The following is a 15,246-nucleotide window of genomic DNA, read 5'->3' on the forward strand; positions in this document are numbered from 1 at the left end:
CGAACTCAGAGAGGATATCGCCATGGCATTTGAAGCATTGTTGGAAGAGCAGCGTGAAGAGACGCGGCTGATCATCGAAGAACTGTTAGAGGATGGCAGCGATCCCGATGCGCTCTATACCATTGAGCACCATCTCTCCTGTAACAACTTCGACTCGCTCGAAAAAGCGGCGGTGGACGCCTTTAAACTGGGCTATGAAGTCACCGAGCCAGAAGAGCTGGAGCTGGAAGACGGCACGACCGTGATGTGCGTGGACATTCTCAGCGAAGGCGCGCTGAAAGCGGAAATCATCGATGCCCAGGTAGAGCAGCTGGTAAACCTGGTGGCGAAATACAACGTTGACTACGACGGCTGGGGCACCTATTTCGAAGATCCGAATGCCCCTGATGACGATGAAGACGACGGCGAGGCTATCGACGAAGACGACAACGGTATTCGTCATTAATTAACGCCGGGCGGAGCCTGCTCCGCCTTTTCTGTTCCCCTGTGTTGTCTGACCGTCATGAATTACGCACCCTTACTTGAACCCATACATCAGTTTTTACGCTGCCGCACACCTCAGGCCTGGATTGATGAGGCGCGCAAACCGGAAAACCTGACTCTGCTGCTCACCGATCATCTGGTGTGCGAACTCAAAGCGGCCCAGACCGCGGTGTGGCTGATCCGCAAATACGTTGCCGACAAGCCCAGCGGTGACCAGATTCTGGCCTGGCTGAAGCCTTACGAGAATTTTATCTTTCGTGAGGACGGCGACAGCGATTTTATCAATGCGCATAAAACGCTGACCAAAGCCATTATCGTGCGCAACGAACTGCCGTGGGCTGACGATCTGGTTGAGAAGATGGTGCTGCTGATCAAAGAAGAGCTGCACCACTTTTATCAGGTGTGGGAAATTATGCAGTCGCGTGGGCTGGTTTATCAGAAAATCACCTCAAGCCGTTATGCGAAAGGTCTGCTGCGTGAAGTGACCACCCACGAACCCGATACGCTGGTGGATAAGCTGATTTGCGGTGCCTATATTGAGGCGCGCTCCTGCGAGCGTTTCGCCAGCCTGGCACCTTACCTGGACAGCGAATTAGAGAAGTTCTATATCTCGTTGTTGCGCTCAGAAGCCCGTCATTATCAGGACTATCTGACGCTGGCGGCGCAGATTTCGCCAAAAGATATTACGGCGCGCGTGCGGGCGATTGGTGAGGCGGAGGCGAAGCTCATTGCTGAGCCGGACAAGGAGCTGCGCTTTCACAGCGGTGTGCCGGCGTTCTGATGAGAGTAAACGGTCTCTATCTATGACCGTTTACTGTTTGTAAATGGAATCAGATAGAATTTATTTATAATAAAAAGATAAATATTAAGTGTTAGTTTAATGCGAATGCGTTATCTCAGATAAATATAATTTGCGTCACTCATCACAGAATGTTTTTTCTGCTCTGATTTTTATTTGCGGAATAAGTATATTGCTCTTGCCGAATTAGGGTTGTTATTTTTCAAGCAAAACCTGATTCATAATTCTTCTCTGCCAGAGAGGATTATGAATCGGGTTTTTTTTCGTCGGGTATAACCCGGAAACAGAATTAGCGACTTTCTTTGAGGCCACTTTTCCTGAAAAGCGTTTAATGGAAGGATTCATAAAATGAGGAGAAAGACCTGTATTTCGCTATTTATCTTGCCCTTTTTGCAGCCACCTGTTGCATGGGCTGAGTCTTCGCAAGCGTTAGCGCTCTCTGACTCCGCTTTCCTGCGCGATTCTCAGTTCAATCTCAGGCTGCGTAATCACTGGAAGTATCTCAAGGAAAATGAAGCACAGCCTGTCACTGTTCATAATGCCTGGGGACAGGCGGCCAGTCTGAATTTTCGTTCCGGCTATCTGTGGGACTGGCTGGGATTTGATGCAACCTATACCCGAGCGATCAGGCTGGCAGCCAGCGACAACTTTGCTACGCGCGGCCTGCTTTACGACAGCGGCGGTAATCAGCGAAAAGCTGATGCGCATGGCTTTAGCAAGTTTGGTCAGCGCTATCTGAAAGTGAAGCTGGGCGACGGGCACGCAGGATTGGAAGGGAAAGCGGGCTGGCAGGCATTAAAAAATACCGGCGTGCTGACCACCACTGACCGCTTATCACGCAATAGTTACTTAGGCTATAGCGGCATGCTCAGCGGACAGAAGGTGCGGCTGGATTTGGCTTACGTGACGAAAACGATCCGACACGACTCGCCAGACAGTCTTGCCCTACAAACGCAGGACAAACGGAAAATTGCTGCGATCTATACGGGCGGCCTGAGCTATAACGGTGAACGCGGACGGTTCACTTATGCATTTGGCGAAGCGGACGCCTACCAGCGTCGCCATGTTATCGAAGCGAGTTACTCCCTTTCTCCGCACTGGCGTTTGTCCTCTCAAGTTTATGGCAGTCAGGGGCTGGAAAATTATAAAAGGATGTCCGCCAGCACAAGATCGTTCGATGATAACGCGTGGCATTATGTTGGTGAAGCTGAATGGATTAACACTGGATGGACACATAAATTCGCTGCCGCCTGGAGCGCCGCGCCCAAACATAATGCGGTGGGATATTATGCACGCCCGCTGACCAAAAATACCCGTGGTCGTTTTAACTCGCTGACTTCTGCCGGAAAAGATTACACCCGCGATAAAGAACTTGCGCTGGTGTCGCAGACGATGTTTGAAATCTCAAAAGGCGTGTTTAGTGGCATTCAGATTAATTATGGACAGTTTACTTATCGTCATCAGCGTATACGTTCGGGGGAATTTGCGCTCATCAATCGTTTCACTGAACCTCATCCCGCCCTGAAGAATTTATCGATTTTTACATTGTTCGGCTATGGCTGGTCCTACAAAAATAATAAAGAAACACCCGTTTTTAATGCGCAAGGAAGGTATATGCGTTCTCCCAACCTGTCTGCGGAGATTGCGGTTGAGTATAAATTAAACCTGTTTAAATAAGGAAAATACGATGAAAAGAATAGTTAAAGCATTGCTGGTTTTTATGATGGTGGGGACTCTCGCAGGCGAAGCCATCGCCGCCGATGTGACCCTGTTTGTTACGCGGCATGGCAAAACAATGTTTAACACGGTGCAGCGCGCACAGGGCTGGTCCGATACGCCGCTAACCGCTTCTGGGGCGGCGGTAGCGGAGCAGTTAGGGCGAGGACTTCAGCCTCTTACTTTCATCGCAGCCTGGTCCAGTGATGCTGGCAGGGCCAGAGAAACCGCGCAACGTGCTATGAAGTCATGGAAGCGGATTCCCACGCTTAATGAACATAAAGGATTGCGCGAAGTCTGTTTTGGACTTTATGAAGGTGATCTGGATAAGAATATGATTACTGCTGCGGCGCTTCAGGCTGGCTATACCTCTGATGCGGCGATGATGAACGCATTCAGCGCAGGTAAGATTCACATTGACGGGATTATTGATGCTATTCATCGGGCCGAAGCGTCGGGTACAGCCTCACTGCCGGGCATCAACTCCACCGGACAGGCTGAAAGCTATCAGCAGGTGGCAAAACGCATGCTCGAAAGCATGACAGAAATTGCACAGCAGGCTCAGCAGCAGGGCGGTGGTAATGTGCTGGTCGTCAGCCATGGCATGGCGATTACCGCGCTATTGCAAGCCCTTGGCGATACGTCGTTAAAGCAGTCGCTCGAAAATGCGAGCGTTACACGGCTGCGCTACACAGATAGCGGAGAGTTCGTCATTGAGTCCGTTAACGACATGCGCTACGTCGAGCGCGGCTTATAGTGCCTTTAGCATTCGCACTTCGCAGTCGACATGGCCGGTGCAGCCCATCGCGCTGTCGATATGCTCAAAGCCCAGTGACTCATAGAGTTTAATCGCCCGTGTCAGGCTGGCGGTGGTTTCGAGATAGCAGCGGCGAAAGCCGTGGCGGCGTGCATGATCCATCGCCCGCAGCGCCAGCTCGCGCGCCAGACCCTGACCGCGCACCGTCGGCAGAAAATACATCTTCTGCAGTTCACAAATGTCAGGTGCGCTGCAGGCGAGAGGCGCAACACCGCCGCCGCCAGCCACCTTGCCCTGATATTCAATAATCCAGTAGGCGCTCTGTTCGGCACTGTACAACTCAAACAGGTGGTCAAGCTGGGGATCGGATACGGTATAGCCCTTGTCTGCCGTAAGGCCGAACTCGGCCGATACGTCGCGAATCACCTGGGCGATGTGCGGATTGTCGGCAGCCGTAATCGGCCGCACCAGGAGGTCAAAACGCGGGTTGGCACTGGTCGTCATCATCTCTTCCGGATTTGTACGAGGTCAAAAAAAAGCCGGGCAAGCCCGGCTTTATGAATAAGCTGTCAGCTACGATGCTTACAATGCCGCAATGACCGCCTGCTGTTCAATCAGTTTTGCTTTTGACTGTTCCATCTCAGCAACGCGCTCGCGCTCTTTGGCGACGACCGCTTCTGGTGCGCGCGAGACAAAGCCTTCGTTCGCCAGCTTGGTCTGGATTTTTTCGATTTCCACATCCAGCTTCAGCAGCTCTTTGGCCAGGCGCTCCAGCTCGGCGGTTTTATCCACCAGATCCGCCATCGGGATCAGCAGCTCTGCGCCTTCGACGATTTTGGTCACCGAAACCGGACCTTTCTCGCCCGCAGGCAGAATAGTCAGGCTTTCCAGCCGCGCCAGGCGTGACAGGAAGTTACGGTTCGCCTCAACGCGGCGCTGGGCAGCAGGGGAGCAGTCACGCAGCAGCACATCCAGCAGCTTGCTGGGCGCGATGTTCATCTCTGCACGAATGTTACGGACGGCGATGATTGCCTGCTTCATCCACTCGATATCGGCCTTAGCTTCAGCATCTTCTTTCGCCGCGTCGTACTGCGGGAACGGCTGCAGCATGATGGTGTCATCGCTGATGTTTTTCAGGCCCTTCACGCGCTGCCAGATGGTTTCCGTGATAAATGGAATAATCGGGTGCGCCAGGCGCAGCAGCGCTTCCAGCACATGGACCAGCGTATGGCGGGTGCCACGCAGTTCTGCTTCGCTGCCGCTGTTCATCACCGGCTTGGTCAGCTCCAGATACCAGTCACAGAACTGGTTCCAGGTGAAGTCATACAGGATGTTCGCCGCAATATCGAAACGATAGCTGTCCAGCGCCTCACGGTAGGCTTTTACCGTATGGTTGAATTCCGTCAGAATCCAGCGATCCGCCAGCGACAGCGTCATGTCGCCGCCGTTCTGACCGCAGTCCTGGTTTTCGGTATTCATCAGCACAAAACGGCTGGCATTCCACAGCTTGTTACAGAAGTTGCGATAACCTTCCAGGCGCTTCATGTCCCAGTTGATATCACGCCCGGTCGAGGCCAGCGCCGCCAGCGTAAAGCGCAGGGCATCCGTACCCGATGGCTCGATGCCGTTCGGGAACTGCTTCTCGGTGCGCTTGCGGATTTTTTCCGCCAACTGAGGCTGCATCATGTTACCGGTGCGTTTTTCCAGCAGTTCTTCCAGTGAAATACCGTCAACCATATCCAGCGGGTCAATCACGTTGCCCTTGGATTTCGACATTTTCTGGCCTTCTTCGTCGCGGATCAAACCGGTCATATACACGGTTTTAAACGGCACCTGCGGCTTGCCGTTTTCATCTTTGATGAAGTGCATGGTCAGCATGATCATGCGGGCAATCCAGAAGAAGATGATGTCGAAGCCACTCACCAGCACGCTGGTCGGGTGGAAGGTGCGCAGGGCTTCGGTGTTTTCCGGCCAGCCCAGCGTTGAGAAAGTCCACAGGCCCGATGAGAACCAGGTGTCCAGCACGTCATCGTCCTGACGCAGTGCGACATCGGCTGCCAGGTTGTTTTCGCTGCGCACCTCGTCTTCTGTGCGGCCCACATAGACGTTGCCGTTATTGTCGTACCAGGCCGGAATACGGTGGCCCCACCACAGCTGACGGGAAATACACCAGTCCTGAATATCACGCATCCAGGAGAAGTACATGTTCTCGTACTGCTTCGGCACGAACTGAATGTCGCCGTTCTCAACGGCTTCCACCGCCACTTTGGCCAGCGGTGCCGTGCGCACGTACCACTGGTCGGTCAGCATCGGCTCGATAACAACGCCACCACGGTCACCGTAAGGCACGGTTAAATCGTGAGGTTTGATCTCTTCCAGCAGACCAAGCGCGTCTACCGCCGCCACGATGGCTTTACGCGCAGCAAAGCGCTCCATGTTCTGGAACGCGGCAGGAATCGCGTCGCTGTAAGCGGTGCTGGCTTCGCCGTTGGTATCGTAAACCTGCGCGCTGTCGCGGATCTCGCCGTCGAAGGTCAGGATGTTGATCATCGGCAGCTTATGACGACGGCCCACTTCGTAGTCATTGAAGTCGTGCGCCGGGGTGATTTTCACACAGCCGGTGCCTTTTTCCATGTCCGCGTGCTCGTCACCGACGATCGGGATCAGACGATCAACCAGCGGCAGCATCACAAACTTGCCGATCAGATCTTTATAACGTGGATCTTCCGGGTTAACGGCCACGCCGGTATCGCCCAGCAGGGTTTCCGGACGGGTGGTCGCAACGACCAGATAATCTTTACCGTCGGCGGTTTTCGCGCCCTCTGCCAGCGGATAGCGGATATGCCACATAGAGCCTTTGCTCTCGCGGTTTTCCACTTCCAGGTCAGAGATGGCGGTACGCAGTTTCGGGTCCCAGTTTACCAGGCGCTTGCCACGGTAAATCAGGTTCTCTTTATACAGGCGCACAAAGACTTCTTTCACCGCATTGGACAGGCCGTCGTCCATGGTGAAACGCTCGCGCTCCCAGTCAACCGAGTTGCCCAGACGGCGCATCTGACGGGTAATCGTTCCGCCGGATTCGGCTTTCCACTGCCAGATTTTGTCGATGAACGCATCACGACCGTAATCCTGACGGGTTTTGCCTTCTTCTGCCGCGATCTTGCGCTCCACCACCATTTGGGTGGCGATGCCTGCGTGGTCAGTACCGGCCTGCCACAGGGTATTTTTGCCCTGCATGCGCTGGTAGCGAATCATGGTGTCCATGATCGTTTGCTGGAAGGCGTGACCCATGTGCAAGCTACCGGTGACGTTCGGCGGCGGGATCATGATGCAAAAGCTTTCCTGGCTGGTGTCGCCATTCGGTTTGAAGTAGCCCTGCTTTTCCCAATGCTCGTAAAGCGGCTGCTCAATATCTTGCGGGTTATATGTCTTATCCATTTCTGCTATGTCGTTTGCGGCTGTGGCGGCGTTGCCGTATTCAATTGGAAGCCAACGCTGCGATAGGCTTTATAGCGATCGCGCGCCAGCTGTTTGAGAGCGTCTTCGTAAGGAACGAAGTCTATCACTTCATGGAAAGCAGTAGCAAAATCTGCGAACTGCGGCAGCAGGCTAATCAGCAGGTCGCGTGGCGAATTCCCCCGACGCTGCGGCCATGCCAGCTCTACCGGTGCGCCGTAGCGCGGACCTTCCCCGGCGAGATTGTGGGGCACAAAGGCGTTGGCAGGGCGCTGCCACAGCGCCTCATCAAGGCGAATGGCTTGCTGCTCATCTTCACAGGCGATGAGCACCCGCTTACCGGCCCGCCAGCGTGTTTCCGCCAGATCGCACACCAGCGCTTCAACGGCGGTTAAGCCCTCGCTGGATGCATCGGTTTCCAACACGTAGAAGGTTGCGTTTTTCATCGAATTGCCTGTTTAACGAAAAGAAGGGCGGAGTAAACTCCGCCCCGATGGGGTCGGTTATCCGTACGATTAATCGTCGCCGTTCAGACCGGCACGATTTAACAGGAACTGAGACAGCATCGGTACAGGACGACCGGTGGCACCTTTGGCCTTACCTGACCGCCAGGCGGTACCGGCGATGTCCAGATGTGCCCAGTTATATTTGCGCGCAAAACGGGCCAGGAAGCAAGCGGCGGTAATGGCACCACCCGGGCGGCCGCCAATGTTCGCCATATCGGCAAAATTGGATTCCAGCTGTTCCTGATACTCATCGGCCATCGGTAAACGCCAGGCGCGATCGCCGGACTGCTCGGAGGCACCAATCAGCTCATGCGCCAGCGGGTTGTGGTTCGACAGCAGTCCGCTGACGTGATGACCCAGCGCAATAACGCAGGCACCGGTCAGGGTTGCTACATCGATGACGACTTCCGGATCGAAGCGTTCCACGTAGGTCAGCGCATCGCACAGCACCAGGCGGCCTTCAGCATCGGTGTTTAACACTTCAACCGTTTGGCCTGACATGGTGGTCAGCACGTCGCCCGGCCGCATGGATTTACCGTCCGGCATGTTTTCACAGCCCACCAGCACGCCCACCACGTTCAGCGGCAGATTCAGCTCGGCGACCATGCGCATCACGCCATAAACCGAGGCTGCGCCGCACATGTCGTACTTCATCTCATCCATGCTGTCCGCAGGCTTGATGGAGATACCGCCGGAGTCAAACGTCAGCCCTTTGCCAACCAGCACAATCGGACGCGCATCGGTATCCGGGTTGCCTTTGTACTCAATCACCGACATCAGGGATTCATTGTGCGATCCGGCACCTACGGCGAGATAGGCGTTCATGCCCAGCTCTTTCATCTGCTGCTCGCCAATCACGCGCGTCGTGATGTTTTTGCTGTAGGCATCAGCCAGCTGACGTGCCTGAGAAGCCAGGTAAGCCGGATTGCAAATATTGGGCGGCATATTGCCAAGATCTTTGGCTGCTTTCACCCCGGCGGCGACCGCCAGCCCGTGTTGAATCGCACGTTCACCGCTGGTTAACTCACGGCGCGTGGGCACGTTAAACACCAGCTTACGCAGTGGACGACGCGGCTCCGCTTTGTTGCTCTTCAACTGGTCGAAGTTATACAGCGCCTCTTTCGAGGTCTCGACGGCCTGGCGCACTTTCCAGTAGGTGTTGCGCCCTTTGACGTGCAGTTCGGTCAGGAAGCACACGGCTTCCATCGAGCCGGTGTCATTCAGCGTATTGATGGTTTTCTGAATCACCTGCTTGTACTGGCGCTCATCAAGCTCACGCTCTTTACCGCAGCCAATCAGCAAAATACGCTCTGACAGGATATTCGGCACATGATGCAGCAGCAGCGTCTGACCCACTTTGCCTTCCAGTTCACCGCGGCGCAGCAGGGCGCTGATATAGCCGTCGCTGATTTTATCCAGTTGCTCGGCAATCGGTGACAGACGACGCGGTTCGAAAACACCAACTACAATGCATGCACTGCGCTGTTTTTCCGGACTACCGCTTTTTACACTGAACTCCATGCACTCTCCTGAATCTTAAAGACAACGGCCGCGGCTGCCGCTAGAATGTAGCGCGTTCGTGACCCATTTATTAAGCTAAGCAACATGACAGCGTGCTGCTGGAGGTCATAATGAATCAGGGTGACAAGATGTTGTTTTTTCATCACCCAAACGCGATTACCATACATTTCTAGCGTCGACGACGGCCATTTATGAAGAAAAATGGCTAATAAGCGTTGAAATTAGCGATTTTCCTGCAAAAAGACAAGTTTTCACAGGCGTATTAAGCGTGATCATTATTAGATATCTGGTTCGGGAAACGCTCAAAAGCCAGCTGGCTATCCTGTTTATCCTGTTGTTGATCTTCTTCTGTCAGAAGTTGGTAAGGATTTTAGGGGCCGCGGTGGATGGCGAAGTGCCGACAAACCTTGTTCTGACGCTGTTAGGACTTGGCGTGCCTGAAATGGCGCAACTTATTTTACCCCTAAGCCTGTTTCTGGCGATTTTGATGACGCTCGGGCGGCTGTATACGGAAAGTGAAATTACCGTAATGCACGCCTGCGGCCTGAGCAAGGCGGTGCTGGTCAAGGCGGCGATGGTGCTGATGCTGTTCACCTCGGTGGTGGCAGCGGTGAACGTCATCTGGCTGGGCCCCTGGTCGTCGCGCTATCAGGAACAGGTTACACAAAATGCCAAGGCCAATCCTGGTACTGCCGCACTGGCTGCGGGACAGTTCCAGACGTCCAGCGATGGCAGCGCCGTGCTGTTCCTTGAGAACGTTAAGGGCAATCAGTTTGGTCACGTCTTCCTGGCGCAGCTACGGCCGAAAGGCAATGCCCGACCTTCTGTGGTGCTGGCGGACAGCGGGCACATGGAACAAAAGAAAGACGGTTCACAGGTTGTGACCCTGGACAAAGGGACGCGCTTTGAGGGAACGGCGCTGCTGCGCGATTTCCGTATCACCGATTTCACCAACTATCAGGCCTACGTGGGCTATAAGCAGGCAATACTCGATCCTAACGATGTGGATCAGGCCACGTTCGGCACGCTGTTAGCCAACAAAACGCCAGAGTTTAAAGCCGAGCTCAACTGGCGCCTTACGTTGGTGTTTTCCGTGCTGGTGATGGCGTTGATGGTAGTGCCGCTCAGCGTGGTCAACCCGCGCCAGGGCCGCGTGCTCTCAATGTTGCCCGCGATGCTGTTGTATCTGATTTTCTTCCTGCTGCAGAGTTCGCTGCGCTCAAGCGGTGCCAAAGGCCGCCTTGATCCGGCCATCTGGATGTGGGTGGTGAATCTCAGTTATCTGACGCTGGCGATCTTGCTTAACCTGTGGGATACCGTGCCAATGCGTCGAATTCGTGCGCGCTTTACACGCGGAGGATCGGTCTGATGTTTCGCGTTCTCGATCGCTATATCGGTAAAACGATATTTAATACCATCCTGATGACGCTGTTTATGCTGGTTTCGCTGTCCGGCATTATCAAATTTGTCGATCAGCTGCGTAAAACCGGACAGGGTGCCTACAGCGCTCTGGATGCGGGCTATTACACCTTGCTGAGCGTGCCGAAAGATATTGAAATCTTCTTTCCGATGGCGGCCTTACTGGGGGCGCTGTTAGGTCTGGGTACGCTGGCGCAGCGGAGTGAACTGGTCGTCATGCAGGCAGCGGGCTTTACCCGTATGCAGGTCGCCCTGTCGGTCATGAAGACGGCAATTCCGCTGGTGCTGCTGACCATGGCTATCGGTGAGTTTGTTGCCCCACAGGGCGAGCAGATGGCGCGTAACTTCCGCGCTCAGCAGCTCTACGGTGGTGCGCTGGTGTCAACCCAGAGCGGCCTGTGGGCCAAAGACGGCAACAACTTTATCTATATTGAGCGCGTGAAAGGCGACAATGAAATCGACGGCGTCAGCATTTACAGCTTCAATGACGATCGCCGTTTACAGAGCGTCCGCTATGCCGCGACGGCCAAATGGGATAAAGACAAGAAGCTGTGGGTTCTGTCCCAGGTGGATGAGTCGAATCTGACCGATCCGAAGCAAATTACCGGCTCACAGAGTCTGGGCGGGGAATGGAAAACGAATCTGACGCCAGACAAACTGGGCGTGGTGGCGCTGGACCCGGATGCGTTGTCGATTACCGGCCTCTATGATTACAGTAAATACCTGAAGCAAAGTGGGCAGGAAGCTGGCCGTTATCAGCTCAATATGTGGAGCAAAATCTTCCAGCCGCTGTCCGTGGCGGTCATGATGCTGATGGCGCTGTCGTTTATCTTTGGTCCGCTGCGTAGCGTTTCGATGGGCGTGCGCGTGGTCACCGGTATCAGCTTCGGCTTTCTTTTTTACGTGCTGGATCAGATTTTTGGTCCACTCAGCCTGGTCTACGGCCTGCCGCCCATTTTTGGCGCGATCCTGCCAAGCTTTGCCTTCTTTGCCATCAGTCTGTTTATGCTGATAAAACGACGCTGATCGTCAACAGTGAAAAAGGCCGCCTTTAAGGGCGGCCTTTTTGTTGGCAGGCGCATCGCGCCAGTCATAACCAGCCTCAACATGCCAGATCGTAGTGGCTGACCACCGCAATGTCCCCCGTCTCAACAGAAAAGCGAGCGCGAAGCGCTGACACATAACGTTTCATCACGCGTGCTCGCCGTCCCACCCTGTTAGCTCCTCATGCCTGCAACTCCGGGATAACGATAGGCAGGAAATGCATGGCGTCCTTAACAACGAAATAAAGCAGACAGGTTATCCGGTTGCGGCTCAGGCATTTAGCAACGGCGATACAGGTTAGCAGGAAGGGATATGGCGTGATTAAAAAATAAGCCTCAAAGGCATGGCCCGAACGGCAGGGCCTGGAGATGACGCCGCTCAGTATCCATGTCGAATAAATAGCTTCACCGTCTTACCGTTATTCAGGCTGTTACCAAAAAGCGCCTGGGTCAACGTGATGCTGCTTCACAAGCCTGGCTCACTGAGCTGTCATTTAGGGACTCACTGAACTGACAAAAGATTGCCCTGACAGTTACAATATTTTAATGTTTACTCATCAGCTGACACGGCTTCTGGGAACAAGGAATGGACGCAACAATGCTCGCTCGTTCAATCGTATCGGGCGTGGTTTCAGTACCGATGGACTTCTATCTGGGACTGGAACGAACCTTTCAGGATTTGGATCTTTCTGATGGCGGCCGACGGATACAGTCACGCAATATGCATGATGACATCCGCGTTGGCCGTGCTGTTTATACTGCCTTCAAGAACAAAAATGAGATAGCGAAAATCGTTAAGATCATCATTGATGATTCGCTGCAGTACCTTCCCGAACCCGTACTGCGTAAGATTTATGACAAACTGATTGGCAGCGCAACATCAATGACCAGCAGGACAGCCACGCAACTGACATTGTCTTCTTATCTTGGCTCAAAGGTCGTCAGTGGTGTCATGCTGTCATTTATGTCCCGCGTGGCACTCCGGGGACTGACCGGTGGTCTGACGGGCGGCGTCATCGCTCAGGGCGTGATTTCCCGCGCCTGTGAAGCATCCAGACGTCTTCAGATGCAAAACCCTGAACTGTGGCGAAAGCTTCGGGTTAATGATTACGACATGCTCTATTTTATGTTTGAAGAGCCCCTACAGAACTTCATCAAAATGGGTGAGATGCTGCGTAAAAACCCCTCCGCCTCCAGAGAATTGATCAATGCTATCGAAAATTATTAGGCTGATTCGTAAGCTCATTGCCGAGGTATCCGGTGGTCTGGTCTTGATGGCTATGGTGGTGGGCATATTTCTGGCGGCCACGCTGAATGAAGGTGCCATGCGCATCATCGCTCCATTGCTCGTACTCGTCGGGGGACTGGTGGTTTACGGACTAACCTATCTGATTGCTGAAAAACCTGACCGTCGTTAACCCTTCAGTGACTATAACCTCCAGACAATAAGCGTGAGTTTTCATGAGTTCTGACCTGATATTTAACGAACGCCCTGTGCCTGCCTCACGCGGAATATGTCAGACAGAACGCGAATATGGCGGATTTGGCGACAGAATCTGCCTCTTTTCAGTCGTCCGAGAAACGGCAGAAACACGTGGATGAAGTTGTCGCTCGCCGCAGAACATCGCTGAGGCGTAACGAAGCAAAGCGAGGAACGAACTTCCATTCAGTCACATTATCCCGTCACAAATCAACGCACCATACAGCGTCTCCGCTTCCGTTAACCGGCTCAGCAGGCAATATTCATCGGTCTGATGCGCCATCGACGGCTCGCCAGGGCCAAGAATAATGCAGGGCGGATTGCCCAGCGCGGGCAACAGCAGTGAAGCATCGGTAAAGTAGGGTACAATCCGCGGCACCAGCGGTGCATCATGCAGTGGCTGGCATCGTTGATAAACTGCCTGAATCCATGCCTGATCGCCTTCACTCAGCACGGCAGGCAGATCCACCAGCGTGGAAACCGTCACACTTTCACCCAGTAAGGTGGTGAGCTGCTGGCGAATGGTAGCGTGCTCAAGATTGGGGGCGCTACGAATATCCACGTCGAACTGCGTGCGGTCAGGCACGGAGTTGATGTTGAGGCCGCCAGAGATGCGCCCGACGTTGATCGTCGGCTGCTTCATCAGTGGATGCGGCGCGCCGGGTGAGAAATGTTGAATTTTACCCAGCGCATCAGCCGCCAGGTAAATGGCATTAATGCCCAGCTCCGGCATCGCGCCGTGGGCGGTTTTCCCCCGGGTTTCACAGCGCAGCCACAGTGCGCCTTTGTGGCCGATAACCGGATAATTCGCGGTAGGTTCGCCCACGATAAGCGCCCCGACCTCGGGCAGCGTGGCGTTTTCGATGAGCGCCCGCGCCCCGTCGCAGCCGGTTTCTTCACCGCCGGTGATCAGCAGGACAACGCCCGTACCCTGCCGAATCGCCTGCTGGTGCGTAACGCAGGCCACAGCAAAGGCGGCGACGGCCGCCTTCATATCGCTCGATCCCCGACCGTAGAGCCGATCGCCCGCGATCTCACCAAAAGCATCGTGTTGCCAGTCGGCATTGCCAAGCGGCACCGTATCCAGATGCCCGGTAAACGCCAGCGCAGGTCCGTCTTGCTCGCCGGACATCCGGGCTATCAGGTTACGGCGGCCTTCACCGAAGGTGGACAGCGTGACCTCAAAGCCGTTTTCACCCAGCCAGTCGGCAAAAAACTGCATACAGGCGGCTTCGTTACCCGGCGGATTGATGGTATCAAAGCGGATGAGCTGTAACGCCAGATCCGCCGTGCGGCTGAGGGCCATCAGTGGCGTACCGTTAACCAGTCGAGGCAGTTGATCCACAGCTGGCGATAGCCCTGCCACTGGGAAAACTCCTGCGGCAGCCAGTGGGCCGACATATCGCTGGTCCACACCAGTGAGCGGCCCTGCTGATATTCGCGCACCGCCAGCAGTGGATGATCTGTGCCGGCGACGGTGGCCAGCAGCTTGCCTTCGGGATGCATTTCCACCTCGTTATAGCCAAGCAGCCACGGCCACTCGCCCGGCAAATCGGCAAACACCGCGTGGGATTCCGTCACGCTGGGATAGCAGCCTTCGGGCGTTTCAATCCGGTCGTCCCAGGCCAGACAGCGCACCGGCAGCACTTTTTCCACCGCGGTATTGCGATAGCGCGCGCCGCCATTGATGCCCTGAAAACTGAAGTAGCCGCCAATCATCATCAGGGCACCGCCCGCCGCCACATAATCGTGGATCAGCGTCAGGCGGTTCGCCGTGCGTTGGCTCTTCAGCCAGGTATCCGGGTGCAGGAGCAACGTGTTTGCACCGATATCCGACAGAATGATGGCGTCCCACTGTTGCAGCCCCGCCAGGGTCAGCGGAAACGCCGTCGCCGCTGCATGGGCGGGCATATAGGTGATGGCATAATCACTGTCTGCCAGCGCCGCCATAAAGTCGGTTGCGCCGTTGTGCCAGGTGGCGGTCGCAAACTGATCGAAGCCTTTAACGTGTACGGATGTGCTGGTCCAGGATTCGCCGACCAGTAAAATGTTCTTCAGCATTACGC

14 protein-coding genes are annotated in these 15,246 nt (G+C 54.7%); 8 read left to right on the forward strand and 6 right to left on the reverse strand.

Features of this window, described 5'->3' with window-relative positions:
- Positions 1-22 precede the first annotated feature (22 nt).
- From rraB to CMR03_RS10510, 4 genes are all read left to right on the forward strand, one after another.
- A complete protein-coding gene (rraB, locus tag CMR03_RS10495; RefSeq protein ID WP_063878187.1) occupies positions 23-445 on the forward strand; it encodes a ribonuclease E inhibitor RraB in 423 nt (140 codons plus the stop codon).
- 57 nt (positions 446-502) lie between these two features.
- Positions 503-1,264 carry a tRNA isopentenyl-2-thiomethyl-A-37 hydroxylase MiaE gene (gene miaE, locus CMR03_RS10500; protein ID WP_096011480.1) on the forward strand — a complete coding sequence of 254 codons (762 nt, stop codon included), beginning with the start codon at positions 503-505 and terminating at the stop codon, positions 1,262-1,264.
- 366 nt (positions 1,265-1,630) lie between these two features.
- Positions 1,631-2,959 carry an OprD family porin gene (locus CMR03_RS10505; RefSeq protein ID WP_063878189.1) on the forward strand — a complete coding sequence of 443 codons (1,329 nt, stop codon included), beginning with the start codon at positions 1,631-1,633 and terminating at the stop codon, positions 2,957-2,959.
- Between the two features lie 10 nt (positions 2,960-2,969).
- Positions 2,970-3,755, forward strand: coding sequence for a histidine phosphatase family protein (locus tag CMR03_RS10510; RefSeq protein ID WP_063878190.1), 786 nt, complete (start codon positions 2,970-2,972; stop codon positions 3,753-3,755).
- On the opposite strand, the gene CMR03_RS10515 is transcribed toward CMR03_RS10510, so the two are convergent.
- The 4 genes from CMR03_RS10515 to pepA form a co-directional block, all read right to left on the reverse strand.
- Positions 3,750-4,259 carry a GNAT family N-acetyltransferase gene (locus tag CMR03_RS10515; RefSeq protein WP_096011481.1) on the reverse strand — a complete coding sequence of 170 codons (510 nt, stop codon included), beginning with the start codon at positions 4,257-4,259 and terminating at the stop codon, positions 3,750-3,752. The genes CMR03_RS10510 and CMR03_RS10515 overlap by 6 nt on opposite strands.
- A gap of 78 nt (positions 4,260-4,337) precedes the next feature.
- Positions 4,338-7,193 carry a valine--tRNA ligase gene (locus CMR03_RS10520; RefSeq protein WP_096011482.1) on the reverse strand — a complete coding sequence of 952 codons (2,856 nt, stop codon included), beginning with the start codon at positions 7,191-7,193 and terminating at the stop codon, positions 4,338-4,340.
- Between the two features lie 5 nt (positions 7,194-7,198).
- Positions 7,199-7,657, reverse strand: coding sequence for a DNA polymerase III subunit chi (locus CMR03_RS10525; RefSeq protein WP_063878193.1), 459 nt, complete (start codon positions 7,655-7,657; stop codon positions 7,199-7,201).
- A gap of 69 nt (positions 7,658-7,726) precedes the next feature.
- Entirely contained in the window at positions 7,727-9,238 is a 1,512-nt protein-coding gene (gene pepA, locus CMR03_RS10530; protein WP_013024392.1) for a leucyl aminopeptidase, read from the reverse strand.
- A 268-nt stretch (positions 9,239-9,506) separates the two neighbouring features.
- On the opposite strand from pepA, the gene lptF reads away from it, so the two are divergent.
- The 4 genes from lptF (at position 9,507) to CMR03_RS10550 (ending at position 13,118) form a co-directional block, all read left to right on the forward strand.
- Positions 9,507-10,607, forward strand: coding sequence for an LPS export ABC transporter permease LptF (gene lptF / locus CMR03_RS10535; protein WP_063878194.1), 1,101 nt, complete (start codon positions 9,507-9,509; stop codon positions 10,605-10,607).
- Positions 10,607-11,683, forward strand: a complete 1,077-nt coding sequence (gene lptG / locus CMR03_RS10540; RefSeq protein ID WP_063878195.1) for an LPS export ABC transporter permease LptG — start codon at positions 10,607-10,609, stop codon at positions 11,681-11,683. The genes lptF and lptG overlap by 1 nt, the downstream gene beginning before the upstream one ends.
- Before the next feature lie 615 nt (positions 11,684-12,298).
- Complete coding sequence (locus tag CMR03_RS10545; protein ID WP_096011483.1) at positions 12,299-12,928, forward strand: hypothetical protein; 630 nt, start codon at positions 12,299-12,301, stop codon at positions 12,926-12,928.
- Positions 12,909-13,118, forward strand: a complete 210-nt coding sequence (locus CMR03_RS10550) for a hypothetical protein (RefSeq protein WP_096011484.1) — start codon at positions 12,909-12,911, stop codon at positions 13,116-13,118. Before CMR03_RS10545 ends, CMR03_RS10550 begins: the two co-directional genes overlap by 20 nt.
- 252 nt (positions 13,119-13,370) lie before the next feature.
- Here CMR03_RS10550 and CMR03_RS10555 read toward each other — a convergent pair whose 3' ends face one another.
- Positions 13,371-14,486, reverse strand: a complete 1,116-nt coding sequence (locus CMR03_RS10555) for a M20 family metallopeptidase (RefSeq protein ID WP_096011539.1) — start codon at positions 14,484-14,486, stop codon at positions 13,371-13,373.
- Positions 14,486-15,241, reverse strand: coding sequence for a glutamine amidotransferase (locus tag CMR03_RS10560; protein WP_096011485.1), 756 nt, complete (start codon positions 15,239-15,241; stop codon positions 14,486-14,488). The genes CMR03_RS10555 and CMR03_RS10560 overlap by 1 nt, the downstream gene beginning before the upstream one ends.
- Positions 15,242-15,246 lie beyond the last annotated feature (5 nt).

The organism is Pantoea allii, from assembly GCF_002307475.1.
GTDB lineage: Bacteria > Pseudomonadota > Gammaproteobacteria > Enterobacterales > Enterobacteriaceae > Pantoea > Pantoea allii.

Excerpts from the sequence above, each read along its gene's own strand:
- CMR03_RS10560 (WP_096011485.1), bottom strand. The coding sequence starts at position 15,241 with ATGCTGAAGAACATTTTACTGGTCGGCGAATCCTGGACCAGCACATCC.
- pepA (WP_013024392.1), bottom strand. The coding sequence starts at position 9,238 with ATGGAGTTCAGTGTAAAAAGCGGTAGTCCGGAAAAACAGCGCAGTGCA.
- CMR03_RS10525 (WP_063878193.1), bottom strand. The coding sequence starts at position 7,657 with ATGAAAAACGCAACCTTCTACGTGTTGGAAACCGATGCATCCAGCGAG.
- miaE (WP_096011480.1), top strand. The coding sequence starts at position 503 with ATGAATTACGCACCCTTACTTGAACCCATACATCAGTTTTTACGCTGC.
- CMR03_RS10515 (WP_096011481.1), bottom strand. The coding sequence starts at position 4,259 with ATGACGACCAGTGCCAACCCGCGTTTTGACCTCCTGGTGCGGCCGATT.
- CMR03_RS10555 (WP_096011539.1), bottom strand. The coding sequence starts at position 14,486 with ATGGCCCTCAGCCGCACGGCGGATCTGGCGTTACAGCTCATCCGCTTT.
- CMR03_RS10520 (WP_096011482.1), bottom strand. The coding sequence starts at position 7,193 with ATGGATAAGACATATAACCCGCAAGATATTGAGCAGCCGCTTTACGAG.
- lptG (WP_063878195.1), top strand. The coding sequence starts at position 10,607 with ATGTTTCGCGTTCTCGATCGCTATATCGGTAAAACGATATTTAATACC.
- CMR03_RS10505 (WP_063878189.1), top strand. The coding sequence starts at position 1,631 with ATGAGGAGAAAGACCTGTATTTCGCTATTTATCTTGCCCTTTTTGCAG.
- CMR03_RS10545 (WP_096011483.1), top strand. The coding sequence starts at position 12,299 with ATGCTCGCTCGTTCAATCGTATCGGGCGTGGTTTCAGTACCGATGGAC.
- CMR03_RS10510 (WP_063878190.1), top strand. The coding sequence starts at position 2,970 with ATGAAAAGAATAGTTAAAGCATTGCTGGTTTTTATGATGGTGGGGACT.
- CMR03_RS10550 (WP_096011484.1), top strand. The coding sequence starts at position 12,909 with ATGCTATCGAAAATTATTAGGCTGATTCGTAAGCTCATTGCCGAGGTA.
- rraB (WP_063878187.1), top strand. The coding sequence starts at position 23 with ATGGCATTTGAAGCATTGTTGGAAGAGCAGCGTGAAGAGACGCGGCTG.